The 12,055-nt window shown below is 55.3% G+C and carries 17 protein-coding genes; 7 read left to right on the top strand and 10 right to left on the bottom strand.

Features of this window, described 5'->3' with window-relative positions; genetic code table 11:
* Window positions 1-97: 97 nt before the first annotated feature.
* Window positions 98-1,666, bottom strand: a complete 1,569-nt coding sequence (locus E4656_RS18910; protein WP_135484893.1) for a glutathione ABC transporter substrate-binding protein — start codon at window positions 1,664-1,666, stop codon at window positions 98-100.
* Between the two features lie 115 nt (window positions 1,667-1,781).
* Here E4656_RS18910 and nikC point away from each other — a divergent pair, with 115 nt between their 5' ends.
* From nikC to E4656_RS18930, 4 genes are read left to right on the top strand one after another with little or no spacing between them, the layout of a single operon-like run.
* The gene (gene nikC, locus E4656_RS18915; protein ID WP_205849279.1) at window positions 1,782-2,675 is read left to right on the top strand and encodes a nickel transporter permease; all 894 of its coding nucleotides are present in this window, start codon (window positions 1,782-1,784) and stop codon (window positions 2,673-2,675) included.
* A gap of 12 nt (window positions 2,676-2,687) precedes the next feature.
* The gene (locus tag E4656_RS18920; RefSeq protein ID WP_135484895.1) at window positions 2,688-3,608 is read left to right on the top strand and encodes an ABC transporter permease; all 921 of its coding nucleotides are present in this window, start codon (window positions 2,688-2,690) and stop codon (window positions 3,606-3,608) included.
* Window positions 3,608-4,609 (top strand): ABC transporter ATP-binding protein, encoded by a 1,002-nt coding sequence (locus E4656_RS18925; RefSeq protein ID WP_135484896.1) that lies wholly within the window; start codon window positions 3,608-3,610, stop codon window positions 4,607-4,609. The genes E4656_RS18920 and E4656_RS18925 overlap by 1 nt, the downstream gene beginning before the upstream one ends.
* Before the next feature lies 1 nt (window position 4,610).
* Window positions 4,611-5,612: an ABC transporter ATP-binding protein gene (locus E4656_RS18930; protein ID WP_135484897.1), complete on the top strand. Its 1,002-nt coding sequence runs from the start codon at window positions 4,611-4,613 to the stop codon at window positions 5,610-5,612.
* A 130-nt stretch (window positions 5,613-5,742) separates the two neighbouring features.
* Here the strand turns inward: E4656_RS18930 and nadS are convergent, their stop codons facing one another.
* From nadS to E4656_RS18950, 3 genes are all read right to left on the bottom strand, one after another.
* Window positions 5,743-6,030, bottom strand: coding sequence for a NadS family protein (gene nadS / locus E4656_RS18935; protein ID WP_135484898.1), 288 nt, complete (start codon window positions 6,028-6,030; stop codon window positions 5,743-5,745).
* Window position 6,031: 1 nt separating this feature from the next.
* The gene (locus E4656_RS20780) at window positions 6,032-6,238 is read right to left on the bottom strand and encodes a type II toxin-antitoxin system RelE/ParE family toxin (protein ID WP_205849282.1); all 207 of its coding nucleotides are present in this window, start codon (window positions 6,236-6,238) and stop codon (window positions 6,032-6,034) included.
* A gap of 229 nt (window positions 6,239-6,467) precedes the next feature.
* Entirely contained in the window at window positions 6,468-7,019 is a 552-nt protein-coding gene (locus E4656_RS18950) for a dihydrofolate reductase family protein (RefSeq protein ID WP_135484899.1), read from the bottom strand.
* A 145-nt stretch (window positions 7,020-7,164) separates the two neighbouring features.
* Here E4656_RS18950 and E4656_RS18955 point away from each other — a divergent pair, with 145 nt between their 5' ends.
* The gene (locus tag E4656_RS18955) at window positions 7,165-8,220 is read left to right on the top strand and encodes a serine hydrolase domain-containing protein (protein ID WP_135484900.1); all 1,056 of its coding nucleotides are present in this window, start codon (window positions 7,165-7,167) and stop codon (window positions 8,218-8,220) included.
* An 84-nt stretch (window positions 8,221-8,304) separates the two neighbouring features.
* Here E4656_RS18955 and E4656_RS18960 read toward each other — a convergent pair whose 3' ends face one another.
* The 6 genes from E4656_RS18960 to E4656_RS18985 all read right to left on the bottom strand — a co-directional run bounded on the left by E4656_RS18960 (window position 8,305) and on the right by E4656_RS18985 (window position 11,061).
* The gene (locus E4656_RS18960; RefSeq protein ID WP_135484901.1) at window positions 8,305-8,784 is read right to left on the bottom strand and encodes a pyridoxamine 5'-phosphate oxidase family protein; all 480 of its coding nucleotides are present in this window, start codon (window positions 8,782-8,784) and stop codon (window positions 8,305-8,307) included.
* A 95-nt stretch (window positions 8,785-8,879) separates the two neighbouring features.
* Window positions 8,880-9,452, bottom strand: a complete 573-nt coding sequence (locus E4656_RS18965; protein WP_135484902.1) for a GNAT family N-acetyltransferase — start codon at window positions 9,450-9,452, stop codon at window positions 8,880-8,882.
* Window positions 9,453-9,654: 202 nt separating this feature from the next.
* Window positions 9,655-9,966, bottom strand: a complete 312-nt coding sequence (locus E4656_RS18970) for a cupin domain-containing protein (RefSeq protein WP_135484903.1) — start codon at window positions 9,964-9,966, stop codon at window positions 9,655-9,657.
* 96 nt (window positions 9,967-10,062) lie between these two features.
* Window positions 10,063-10,344, bottom strand: a complete 282-nt coding sequence (locus E4656_RS18975) for a hypothetical protein (protein ID WP_135484904.1) — start codon at window positions 10,342-10,344, stop codon at window positions 10,063-10,065.
* A 168-nt stretch (window positions 10,345-10,512) separates the two neighbouring features.
* Window positions 10,513-10,692 (bottom strand): hypothetical protein, encoded by a 180-nt coding sequence (locus tag E4656_RS20785; protein ID WP_420812697.1) that lies wholly within the window; start codon window positions 10,690-10,692, stop codon window positions 10,513-10,515.
* A 96-nt stretch (window positions 10,693-10,788) separates the two neighbouring features.
* Entirely contained in the window at window positions 10,789-11,061 is a 273-nt protein-coding gene (locus tag E4656_RS18985) for a GNAT family N-acetyltransferase (protein ID WP_240754039.1), read from the bottom strand.
* A gap of 31 nt (window positions 11,062-11,092) precedes the next feature.
* On the opposite strand from E4656_RS18985, the gene E4656_RS18990 reads away from it, so the two are divergent.
* Entirely contained in the window at window positions 11,093-11,434 is a 342-nt protein-coding gene (locus tag E4656_RS18990; RefSeq protein ID WP_167856149.1) for a transposase, read from the top strand.
* Window positions 11,431-12,006 (top strand): IS3 family transposase, encoded by a 576-nt coding sequence (locus E4656_RS20790; protein ID WP_420812699.1) that lies wholly within the window; start codon window positions 11,431-11,433, stop codon window positions 12,004-12,006. The genes E4656_RS18990 and E4656_RS20790 overlap by 4 nt, the downstream gene beginning before the upstream one ends.
* Window positions 12,007-12,055: the final 49 nt, after the last annotated feature.

The raw sequence follows: 12,055 nt of genomic DNA on the forward strand, positions 1-12,055 counted from the left end.
AGGTCTTGGGTCCACCATACCTGGCAACTGTACCCGCAGCAGCCACAAAAAACCCGCCACTTGGGCGGGTTTCAATGGTTGCGCATTGTGGTGCGGCTTATTGCTCGATGTAGACATCCTGCAGCAGGAAGTGGTGCGTCGGCATGACTTCCAGGTTTCTCACTGAATTGTCGACACCAATCAGGTATTCCTCGTGCCAGAGATACATCATGGGCGCCAGTTCAACCAGCAGTTCCTGCGCATCCCGGTAGATATCCGCGCGTACGTCCTGGTCTGTCTCCTCGCGGCCGGCATCCAGCAGGCTATCCAGCTCGTCATTGGCGAAGAAAGTCCGGTTGCCCGCAGCGCCTTGCTGGGTGGAGTGGAACAGGGCGTACATGGCGTAGTCGGCATCCAGGGTGGGGGTTGACCAGCCCAGAATGAACATGTCGTGCTCACCGTTGGCGGTGTTCTCCAGATAAGCACCCCATTCCAGTACCTGAACACTGACGTCGATGTTCAGGTCCCGCAACTGGGATTGCACATACTCGGCAATCTGAATGCGGCTCGCGTTGTCGTTGGTCCAGATGGTGGTGCTGAAGCCGCCCTCATGGCCTGCCTCGGCCAGCAATTCGCGGGCCTGATCCATGTCATAGGGAATCGAGTCCACGCTGTCATCGTAACCGAAGACGCCGGGGGCGATGGGGCCGACCGCTGCGAGACCGGTATCATTGTAGACACCGGCGACGATGTCATCCTTGTTGACCGCCATGGAGATGGCCTGTCTGACTCTGACATCGTCAAAAGGCTCTTTCTGTGCGTTGAAACCCAGGTAGGCCAGGCTGGTGGAGTTCTGGTGCAGCAGGCTTGCGTTGGGCATTCTGTCCACGCGGCCCATGTCGCTGGGCAATACCCGCTCAATGATATGTGCATTGCCGGTTTCCAGTTCAGCGATACGCGTCTGGCTTTCCGGCACCACCTTGAAGGTCACGCTGTCCAGCAGGGCATTGTCACCCCAGTAGTCTTCATTTCTGACCAGACGGAGTTCCGAACCGGGCGACCAGCTGTCCAGCTTGAAATAGCCCGTGCCAGAGGGGTTTTCGGAGAGATAGGAGCCCGGGCTGCGGCCTTCGGCCATGGCTTCGTAATCTCGTTCGATGGCTTCCAGGCTGGCTATGCCACCACCGCTGTGGGACAGATGCGCCGCCAGGGGTGCAAAGGGCGTCTCGGTCACAAACTGAACGGTCAGGTCGTCCACCACGATCACTTCTTCAATCATCGAGAACAGGAATTCCCGGGGCGAGGCGACGTCCGGATCGAGCACGCGATCAAAATTGGCCTTGACGACTTCGGCCGTCAGTTCGGAGCCGTCATGGAAAGTAACGCCTTCCCGTAAAGAAAACTCTACAGTGGTGTCGTCAATATTTCTCCATGAGGTCGCCAATAAGGGTTGGAGTTCGCTGTTGGTGTCAAATTCAACCAGTGATTCGTAGATATTGTGGGCCACAATACTGGAGGGCACATCGTTGGTTGTATGGGGGTCCAGCGCCACCGCGTCGGCCAACATGGCAGCAACCAGATCGCCGCCTCTGTCGTCTGAAGCCTGTGCCTGCATGACCAGTGCCAGGCTAATCAAGAGGGCAAATAGAGGCCCCAACATCCGTTTTAGCTTAATGTTTCTCGACATTTTACTTTCTCCATTCTTTGCTCTATACCTGTCCGAACTGCCGGGGAACTCGCTCTTTTAATACAATTTCGAGCCTGTTACCTGCGCGTTATGCGAAATAAAAGGATGGCTTATAGTGACTGGTCTTGCAACTGGGAGCGATAACGACACCAGCGGAGCGGTGGTATCAACGTCCAATTGGCGACTGGTGTATCGAAAGCTCAAAAAGAACAAAACGGCTCTGTTCGGGGGCTATCTGATCCTGCTGCTGATCGTGGTTGCGATAGTGGGGCCCTACCTCACTGTGCATGACCCGGTCCGGGTGGACCTCGGGAACAGGCTGCAATCGCCCTCGGCCGAGTTCTGGCTGGGAACGGATCACAACGGACGCGATGTCTTCACGCGCCTGATTCACGGCATGCAGATCACGCTGTTTGTGGGCTTTGCTTCGGTTCTTGTGGGGGCATTGGTCGGCGTCCCTCTGGGTATCGTGTCGGGCTACTACGGCGGCGCTATTGACTCGGTCATCATGCGTATTATCGATGTTCTGCTGGCCTTTCCGGGCATCCTGCTGGCCATTGCACTGGTCAGTGTGCTGGGCGGCGGTATTGGCAATGTCATCATTGCCGTCGCTGTCTTTGCCATCCCCACCTTTGCCCGCGTAGTCAGGGGCTCAACCCTGACCGTCAAGAAGCTGGAATACATTGATGCGGTCAGGGCACTGGGTGCCACAGACCTCCGCATCATCGTGAAACACGTCTTGCCGAATATTTTATCGCCGATCATTGTACAGGCAACTTTACGCATAGCGATTGCCATACTGGTTGCGAGCACCCTCTCATTCCTCGGCCTGGGCGCGCAGCCGCCCTCTCCGGAATGGGGGCGAATGCTCAGTGATGGCCGCAACTACATGTTTGATTATCCCCATGTGGCTCTTTTCCCTGGGCTGGCCATTGCCATAGCGGTTCTGGCGTTCAATTTATTTGGTGACGGTCTTCGTGATGCACTGGACCCAAAAACAAAAAAATAAGGGGAAGAAGCCGTGTTCAAGTTCATAGTACGGAGATTCTTGCAGACCATTCCCGTCGTTATCGGCGTAACGCTGCTGGTTTTTTCCCTGATGCATTTCATACCCGGTGATCCGGCGCAGATCATGGCCGGGGAAACCGCCCCGCCGGAGCAGGTTGAGCGAATGCGGGAGAGGCTGGGGTTGAATGACCCCGTCTACGTGCAATACGGCCGCTATGTGACCAACCTGCTGCAAGGCGATATGGGTCAGTCGATACGCAGCAGCCGCAACGTGCTTGATGAGATCAGGCCACGGTTCTGGATTACCGTCAAACTGGCTCTATACAGCACCATCTTGAGTGTGTTTATCGGTCTGATTGCCGGTGTGTTTTCCGCCGTCAGGCGCTACGGTCTGGCCGACACCACGATCATGATCATCGCTCTGTTCGGCCTGTCCATGCCGAACTTCTGGCTGGGCCTGATGCTCATTCAATTTTTCTCCATCGAACTCTCCCTGTTACCGCCTTCCGGCTGGGGCACCTGGCAACAGACCATCCTGCCAGTCATCACCCTGGGCACGGCCGGCGCCGCCATCATTGCCCGCGTGACGCGAGCCAGCATGCTGGAGGTGATCAATCAGGACTATGTGCGCACCGCACGGGCCAAGGGGTTGTCCGAGCGCGTGGTCATTTACAAGCATGCGCTGAAAAACGCCATGATTCCGGTGATCACGGTGGTGGGGCTGGAACTGGGTGTGCTGCTCTCCGGCACCGTGCTGACGGAGACTGTCTTCTCCATCAATGGCATGGGCCGACTGGTTATCCACGCCATTAGTTCCAGGGACTTCCCTGTGGTTCAGGGCGTAGTGCTGATCTTTGCCCTTATGTTCGTGCTGGTCAATTTTCTGGTGGATGTGTCATACCGCTACTTCAACAAAAGGGTGGACTACAACTGATGGAACAACCAAAACCCTTTCTCGAAATCAGGAATCTGACCACGGTGTTTGATACCGATGCCGGTCAGGTGAAGGCGGTCAATGATCTGAGCTTGGTGGTGCCGGAAGGCAAGGCATTGGGCGTTGTGGGTGAGTCAGGCTCCGGCAAGAGTGTGATGTCCATGTCCATTCTGCGTCTGGTGCGGGAGCCGGGCCGGATTGCGGCGGGTGAGATCCTGATGGGCGGCGAAGATATTCTCAAGCTGTCCGAGAAAGCCCTGCGACGCATCCGGGGCAACAGGATATCCATGATATTCCAGGAGCCCATGACCTCCCTGAACCCGGTGTTCACCGTGGGCGAGCAGATTGCGGAGGCGTATCAGGTGCACCAGGGCATGCGCAAATCCAAGGCCCTGGAGAGGTCCGTCGATATGCTGCGGCAGGTGGGGATTCCCTCACCGGAAAAGCGCGCCCGCCAATATCCGTTCGAACTGTCCGGCGGCATGCGCCAACGGGTGATGATCGCCATGGCACTGGCCTGTAATCCGAGTTTGCTGATTGCCGATGAGCCCACCACGGCGCTGGATGTGACGATTCAGGCGCAGATTCTGGACCTGATCAAGAGCCTGCAGACCGAGCTGAACATGTCGGTGATCATGATCACCCACAACCTGGGGGTGGTGGCGGAGACCTGTGACTATGTGGCGGTCATGTATTGCGGCAAGGTCGTCGAGTACGCCGATGTGGAAACCCTGTTCAGGGAACCCAAGCACCCCTATACCCTTGGCCTGTTCAATTCGCTGCCCCGACATGACGAAGACAGGGACGAACTGATTGCCATTCAGGGCGCCGTACCCAATCCGACGAATTTGCCCACAGGCTGCACCTTTGCGCCGCGTTGTCCGGATGCCCGGCCATTATGTGAACAGGAGGCACCCGCCTTGCTGGATCAGGATGACAATACACAGGTGCGCTGCTGGAAGTTCACGGAAAAATGGCAGGAAACGGTGGAGAACACTTGATATGACAGCGACACAGCCCCTGCTGCAGGTGAAAAACCTGAAACAGTACTTTCCGATCAAGGGCGGTTTCTTTGGCGCCACAGTCAACCATGTCAAGGCGGTTGATGACATCAGCTTCGACGTGCATGAAGGCGAAACCGTAAGCATCGTTGGTGAATCCGGTTGTGGCAAATCCACCACGGGTCGGTCGATTCTGCGGCTGGAGCATCCCACGGCCGGTGAAGTCCGATTTCAGGACAGAGACATGGTCAGCCTCACCCGTTCGGAGCTGCGCCGGACCCGAAAAGACCTGCAAATCATCTTTCAGGACCCCTATGCCTCCATCAACCCCCGCCAGACCGTCGCCGATGTGTTGATGGAAGCGCTGGATATCCAGAACATCGTGCCGAGAGCACAGCGCCGTGAGCGGGCGCTATCCCTGTTGGAAACGGTGGGGCTCGGGACCTATCAGATCGACCGCTACCCTCACGAGTTCAGTGGTGGCCAGCGTCAGCGTATCGGCATTGCGCGTGCACTGGCGGTGAATCCCAAGCTGATCATCTGTGACGAAGCGGTTTCCGCACTGGATGTCTCCATTCAGGCGCAAATCCTCAACCTGCTGAAACAGCTGCAGCGGGATTTCAAACTCACCTACATCTTCATATCGCATGATCTGGGGGTGGTCCGGCACATCTCCGACCGCATTATCGTGATGTATCTGGGCAAGATCGTGGAAATTGCCGACAAGAAGTCCCTGTTCGAGCAGCCTCAGCATCCCTATACCCAGGCGCTGCTGTCATCCATCCCGACCTACGACCCCAAGACGAAGACAGAAAGAATTCCGCTCAGGGGTGAAATACCCTCACCCATTGACCCGCCGCAAGGCTGTCGCTTCCACACCCGGTGCCCCTATGCCCAGGAACTTTGCCGCGAAGAAGAGCCCCAGCTGCTGCCTATGGAAAACCTGCAAGCAGGGCACGAAACGGCCTGCCATTTCGCAGGCGAGCTGCCGGAAAGGAACTGAGGCTTTCGCGTCAGCGCGAGCCTTGCGACTTGGGGTGGAGGCTGGGACTGCCTTCCTGAACTGCAGAGAATAAGGAAGGAGGACAGGCGGTTGGATGTGTCCCGCTGCCTTGGACCGTTAGTATTTTTGTCTACGCGCTAAGCGCTTTTAGTACAGCCTGGGGCTCCTTTGAAACCACATTCAATAGCACCAGGGCTGGCCCATGAGGTGACCGGTCGCCGCGCTCCCAGTGGCGCAAAGTGCTTACACTGATGCCAAAGGCTGATGCAAATTCAAGCTGGGACATACCGAGTTTGGCGCGTATTCTCTTTACTTCAACCGGTCCAAACTCATGCACGATCGCTTTGGCTGTGTTCCCCTTGGAATATTCGATTGCCTCATCAAGACCCTGCTGTATGCTTTCAAACACTTTACTCATGTTAACCACCATACCTTTCAAGCAAGAGCTTAGTGAGCTTGCTCAGTTCGTTGCGTTCAGACTTTGAGATGTTCGCCTTTTCGCCTTTGCCAAAAACCGTCAAAAGGAATAGTGGTACACGTCCATTGTGGTAGTAGTAGATAATCCTGGCACCACCACTTTTGCCTTTTCCTCGATCGTAAGAAGGCCATCTGCTCGTTTGATGAATTCAGGGAGTTCGACGATCGTCTGCATGGGGTCTACAGTAATCCAATGGATTACTTTTAGTCAAGAAAACAAGGAATCAATGACTCTGACCTCATTGATTGTTCTCCTACCGCATCATGGTGATGTATCTGGGCAAGATTGTGGAAATCGCCGACAAGAAGTCCCTGTTCGAGCAACCCCTGCATCCCTATGCGCAGGAGCTCTGCCGGAGAGGAACTGAGGCCTGCGCGTCAGCGCCGGTAGTGCATGGCGACCGCCCCGTTGAGGAGTGGCTGCGCGGAAACAAGTTCGAGTCGTCGCGTGGCTGGCAGCCCGCTCTGGTACAGCGTCGGGCCATGGCCGACGATCCTGGGGTGGACAAGGAACCTGTACTCGTCGATCAGATCCAGCCGATCCAGCTCGGTCGCTAGCTTGCCGCTGCCGATGAGCACGCCGGCCGGGGTGGCATCTTTCAGTTTTTGTACGCCCGCGCGCAGGTCACCGGTGATATGGTGGCTGTTGGACCACGGAAAGTCCGTTCGCGTCGATGACACCACGTACTTCGGCTTGTCTTCCAGCTTCACCGCCCACTCGCGCATTGCTGGCGGGGCTTCCTCGTCGCCGCGGGCGACCGCAGGCCAGTAGCCCTCCATCATCTCGTAGGTGACGCGACCCCACAGCATTGCCCCGCACTCGTCCATGAGACGGGTGAAGAAAGCGTGTGTTTCGTCGTCGGCAATTCCCTCCTGGTGGTCGACACAACCGTCGAGGGTGACGTTGATGCTGAAGGTCAGAATTCCCATGGATGTCTGCTCCGAGTTGATGGGGGCTGATGGAAGCGGGCATAGTCAGCCCTGACAACGTTTGTTTGTAGTCTGTATGATCTGTCGAACGGGGGCCTTTATTTTCGACATGCGCCACCAGACAACACCTGGAAAGGATCACGGTATGAGCCATCCTGCCTCTGCCAAGCTCGATCGAATCGCGGCCCGCTACGCCGCCAAGTCGAAGGTTTCGGCAATGAGCTTCGCTATCGAACAGCCGGCCACCGGATTCACCTGGGGATACGGCGACATCCACCAACCGTTCTTCATCGCCAGCATCACCAAGCTGTACACCGTTGCGATGATCATGCAACTTCGTGACGAAAGGGCACTGACCTTCGACACCCGCGCCGCAGAACTGCTCGGTGAAGAAACGATGCGCGGGCTCAACGTGCACGGCGGCCACGATCACGGCTCGGCAATCACGGTACGCGAACTGCTGTCGCACACATCCGGGCTTCCCGACTACTTCGAGCAGAAACACCCGGACGGCACAACCGTCCTGTCCAACATGCTCCGTACCGACGAGGGGTGGGCTTTCGAGGATCTCATCGAGAGGGTCAGGGCCATGCCGAGCCCATTCGCCCCCTCGACCCCGGGCAAGGCGCTGTACAGCGACATCAACTACGACCTTCTTGGGCGCATTATCGAGGTGGCCACATCCAGCAGCTATGCCCATGCCATCCGCAAGCGGGTTATCGAACCGCTCGGCCTCCACGACTGGCTATTCGCGCCAGGCACACTGGATCGCTACGAAGAGGTTGCAAGCGTGCTGCATGGCCGGACACCGCTGCACATTCCGAAGACGATCGCCTGCTCTTTCCCGGCCTCTGGCGCTGTGGTGTCCACGCCCGCCGATCAAGTGCGATTCCTGCGCGCTTTCATCACAGGCGAGTTGTTCTCCGTGCACTACCTGACCGAGATGACTGCGCACTGGAACTCGGTGTTCTCACGCCTGGAGCCTCTCGACTATGGCATCGGCATCATGCGCTTCACCATTCCCCGCTGGCTATCGCCGTTTGCACAGATCCCGGAGATGATCGGCCACTCCGGCTCCTTCGGAACCGTGCTGTATCATATCCCGGAGCGGGACCTTTACATATCCGGCACCGTCAATCAGATGCAGCCGCGCAGTCTGCCCTACCCCCTCTTGACGAGACTCGTCGCTCAGTTCCGCTAAGCCTGCCAAAAAGAGGGGATATCAAAGGCGATCTTCCGCATTCCCATGGCATGTCTGCTCAGAGTCGAAAGGGAAATTTATTGGCTAGGCTTCTTTATCCTGGCGCACACCGTAGGTGCGAAGCGCCGACTGAATTTGCGACTCTTCAGTTGTCTCTGAAGGGTAAAGCCGGTAGCTGGGCGCAACTATCGGCTCCACAGCGATAGCTTTTACAACGAACACACTGTGTATCGGGTAGCGATCACCAGCCAGCGCAAGAAGTGGCTCAACCCAGCGCGAATACTCCGGTGCTGACGGCTTGAGTTCGGTTGCCGTGCCAATAATCTTGAAGCCCTTTTGGACAAACACATCAACGAAACTCAGGCATACCCTCCGGTTTGCCCTGATATTCTTCGCGGACTGAGGTGAGGCAATATTTGCAACCGCTATGTTCTGATTATCCGCAACCGCAAAGACTTCCTTTGGCGACACATTCGGCTGTCCGTGTTTGTCACTTGTAGCCAACCAGGAGAGCACGCTTCGCTCGACAGATTCACGCACTTCGGCAGTTATGAGGTCTGACACTGTCTTCTCCTTGGCGGCTAACGACCATATTGGACGGCCCGAAGGCGTCTGTTTTGAATTGCAGGCTATGCTGTACCACTGACGAAAATGTGGCGCTACGCTTCCCCATGATCTTTCATCAGTCGCTTTGAAAATTGAATGCTTGGGATGCCACGACCTTCTGCATCTGGCAAGACCCCAACCAGTGAATAGCCCATCTTCCTCCAGAATTGAAATGCGTGCCCCTTCTTGGCATCAGTGACATCAATATTTTTAAGCCGATCCAGTGGATCATCATAAAGGTCAATGCCGCCAATAGTGGTAGCGCCTGTCGCATCTGAGGTCGACAATATCATCGTGGCCGCTCCTGCGCCCTTTGCCAGTTTTTCCAGCTCGCTCACCAGATACTTCCCGCATCCCTTTCCATGACAGGCAGGATCTATGATAAGGGGATGCAGCTCCCAAACTCCGTAACCATGAGGAAAAACAGAGCCCCATCCCAGTGGCAGCTCTCCATCGACCACAATTCGGCTTATTTTACCCGGAGATAAAGCCTCATGAACCTCATCCCTTGCATCCGCCATTGCAGGTAACCAGAACGGGTTATGCTGCTTCCCGCCTGCAAATGTCAGCTGAATCAGCTTTTCCAGCATCAGCTCATCAGTCTCAGAAAAATTGATAATTTTCATTCAAATCTGCTGTCGCCTGCTTGAAGATTGAGTCGGCGCAGAACTGGAAAGTGCTGCATTAACGACCAGGCACATCAGCGCGACGAACGAACATCCGACCGGCATGGATTGCTTGGCCATAGAATCTTTTAATCCGCTTGCCTTATTCTCCATTCGAACCCCGATTCTGAGCGGGCCCTACCCACAAAAAATAGACACCCGGTTATACGCTGCCTTCACTTTCAACCACCAGTACTCTTACTTCCCCTCTGGGGTGAGCAACATGTTCTGTGCCGATTGAGGCAAAGAAAATATCACCTGTATTCAATAAAACCGACTCCTCTTGGCCCTCCATTCGATAGAGCATATCAACCTGCCCATCCAACACGACGAATACTTCTTCACCATCATTAACATGCCACTTGTACGGCTGGTCTGTCCAATGCAGGCGAGTCGTTATACCATTCATATTGGCGATGTCCCTTGCTCCCCAAGCGCGTTCAGCCTTGAACTCTTTACCTCTTACTATTTCCATGGACTAGCTCCGACCATCGTGTTTGCAAAAATGTATAACGCTGAGCACAGCAGCGCGAGCGTCCGGTAGCCGAAGGCCGCGAACTGCTGCGACTTGTTAAGCAATTCCATCTTCGTCAAGCTCACGCTTCACTCTTGGTGCATTGGGACATTGCTCATCCAGCGATTGCCTGTACCTTATACAACCCCGCATGAATTGAGGCCATTCAGGAACGTCAGGAATGGGTGTGTGTTTTTCCGGCAAGAGCTCCCACAACGCTGGGTGGTGCCAACACAAATCATGCCCTGAACTGTCTCGGTGATTACGAATACCTGCTCGAAGCTTTTTTACTTCCAAGATCAGCTGTTCACGGGACAGTTGCTCAAGATCATCGTCCATCGTTTCCTCCGGGCTTCGGTAGCCCATACCAGAATGCAGGCGCCGCGATAACCAATCCATCACCACAGACAGCTAGTGCTATCGTGACAGCATGAACTGATGAATGTCCATGCGCTCTGCGACACCTTTGATCAGGACCCCTCAAGTACGGTAGACACCTCCAGGCTATTAATCAACCAACTCTATCCCTAAGCTTTCCAACAAGCTCAGCGCCTCATATCTTGAAAACCTGGCCTCCTTGACATTGTTTTCCAGTACGTCAATTGTGTACGCCGTTGATTCACTGAAATCGACACCTTGTAAATTTGTTCTCATGAACGAACTGTGACTGAAGTCACTATAAGTCATTATTCTTTAAATCTGTCATCGTATCCTCTGAACAGCCTGACGACGCAATCACGCGCTTGTCGCGTGCATTGGCTTGCTATGCTGTTTGGTGGGTGGTCAGTCACTTGCCAACCTGCCATATAGCGCGGAATCGGAGACAATTCCATTGACTTCCCATCGCTGTCTCAAGAATCCTTCTTCAGAAAAGCCGAGCTTCTCCAGTGCTTTTGCCGAGGATTGATTGTCTGGATCGATTTCAGCCTCAATGCGACGCAGACCCAATGAATTGAAGCCATACTGAATCAATGCCTCTCCTGCTTCGCCGATATAACCTTTCCCCCAAAAAGAACGCCCCAGACCGAAATGATCTTGCACCCATAAAATGGACACCTGGCTCCAGCTAAGCCCGAGGAGATCTAAGGTGCCAAAAACACTCAGTAAAGAATATGGCAGGTACAGCAACGAATTCAAGCGCTTGGCGGTGGCGCTGACCCATCATCCTGATATGCTGGCCGTCGACATAGCGGAAAAACTCGGCATACACCCCGTTATGCTCTATCGGTGGAGGATGGAGATGAAGAACGGTGATATACCGGGTAAGGCCTCCCTGGATGAGATTGAGTCCGAAGTGGATTTGATCCAAGCCAACCGGGAGATCCGGCGTCTCAGCAAAGAGCTCAAGGAAACCCAGCGGGAGCGTGATTTCCTAAAAAAGGCCAAACGCTTTTTTCAGGCACCAAACAGCAAATCTTCTCGTTCATAGACCGTAATCGGTCCGAGATCGCTGTCAGTTGGATGTGTGAACGCCTTGGCGTCACCACCAGCGGTTACTACGCCTGGGAAAAGCGGCCGTCAAGCCACAGGGGCCAATCAGACAAGGCTCTTCTCAAATGGATCAGGAAAGTCCATACAAAGCGGCGCCGGTGCTACGGGAGCCCCCGCGTTTATCGGCTCCTCAAGCGCCTGGGTGTCACCTGCAGTCGCCGCCGGGTGGCCCGCGTAATGCGGGAGAACGGTATTAGGGCGACCTCTGTGGACTTGTACTATTACAATCCAAAGAGACGGGATCACTACCAAAGGGTAGAGAACCTGAAGGCCGCTGCGCCCGAGCCAGAGCAGCTAAACCAACAATGGGTGGCCGACTTCACCTACTTGAAGACCAGGCAGCACCAGTGGGTTTACTTGGCGACGGTGATGGATGCCTGCTCCAGGCGGATAGTGGGCTGGTCAATCTCCAAGGTCCGAGACGCCCAATTGACCTGCGAATCGTTCTTCATGGCCATGCAGAATCGTAAGCCTGTCGTGGGTGTCAGCGCCAGTGGTAAAAGTCCGTGAAATGACAACTTAGTTTGTCCGCCCGACCCGCATGACCTTTCCTTGTAGG

Origin of the sequence: Natronospirillum operosum (genome assembly GCF_004768465.1) — a bacterium.
GTDB classification, from domain to species: Bacteria; Pseudomonadota; Gammaproteobacteria; order Pseudomonadales; family Natronospirillaceae; genus Natronospirillum; species Natronospirillum operosum.

Coding starts and splice junctions, on each gene's coding strand:
- E4656_RS18910 (WP_135484893.1), bottom strand. CDS start 1,666: ATGTCGAGAAACATTAAGCTAAAACGGATGTTGGGGCCTCTATTTGCC.
- E4656_RS18925 (WP_135484896.1), top strand. CDS start 3,608: ATGGAACAACCAAAACCCTTTCTCGAAATCAGGAATCTGACCACGGTG.
- E4656_RS18930 (WP_135484897.1), top strand. CDS start 4,611: ATGACAGCGACACAGCCCCTGCTGCAGGTGAAAAACCTGAAACAGTAC.
- nadS (WP_135484898.1), bottom strand. CDS start 6,030: ATGAGTAAAGTGTTTGAAAGCATACAGCAGGGTCTTGATGAGGCAATC.
- E4656_RS18950 (WP_135484899.1), bottom strand. CDS start 7,019: ATGGGAATTCTGACCTTCAGCATCAACGTCACCCTCGACGGTTGTGTC.
- E4656_RS18955 (WP_135484900.1), top strand. CDS start 7,165: ATGAGCCATCCTGCCTCTGCCAAGCTCGATCGAATCGCGGCCCGCTAC.
- E4656_RS18965 (WP_135484902.1), bottom strand. CDS start 9,452: ATGAAAATTATCAATTTTTCTGAGACTGATGAGCTGATGCTGGAAAAG.
- E4656_RS18970 (WP_135484903.1), bottom strand. CDS start 9,966: ATGGAAATAGTAAGAGGTAAAGAGTTCAAGGCTGAACGCGCTTGGGGA.
- E4656_RS18975 (WP_135484904.1), bottom strand. CDS start 10,344: ATGGACGATGATCTTGAGCAACTGTCCCGTGAACAGCTGATCTTGGAA.
- E4656_RS20785 (WP_420812697.1), bottom strand. CDS start 10,692: ATGACTTATAGTGACTTCAGTCACAGTTCGTTCATGAGAACAAATTTA.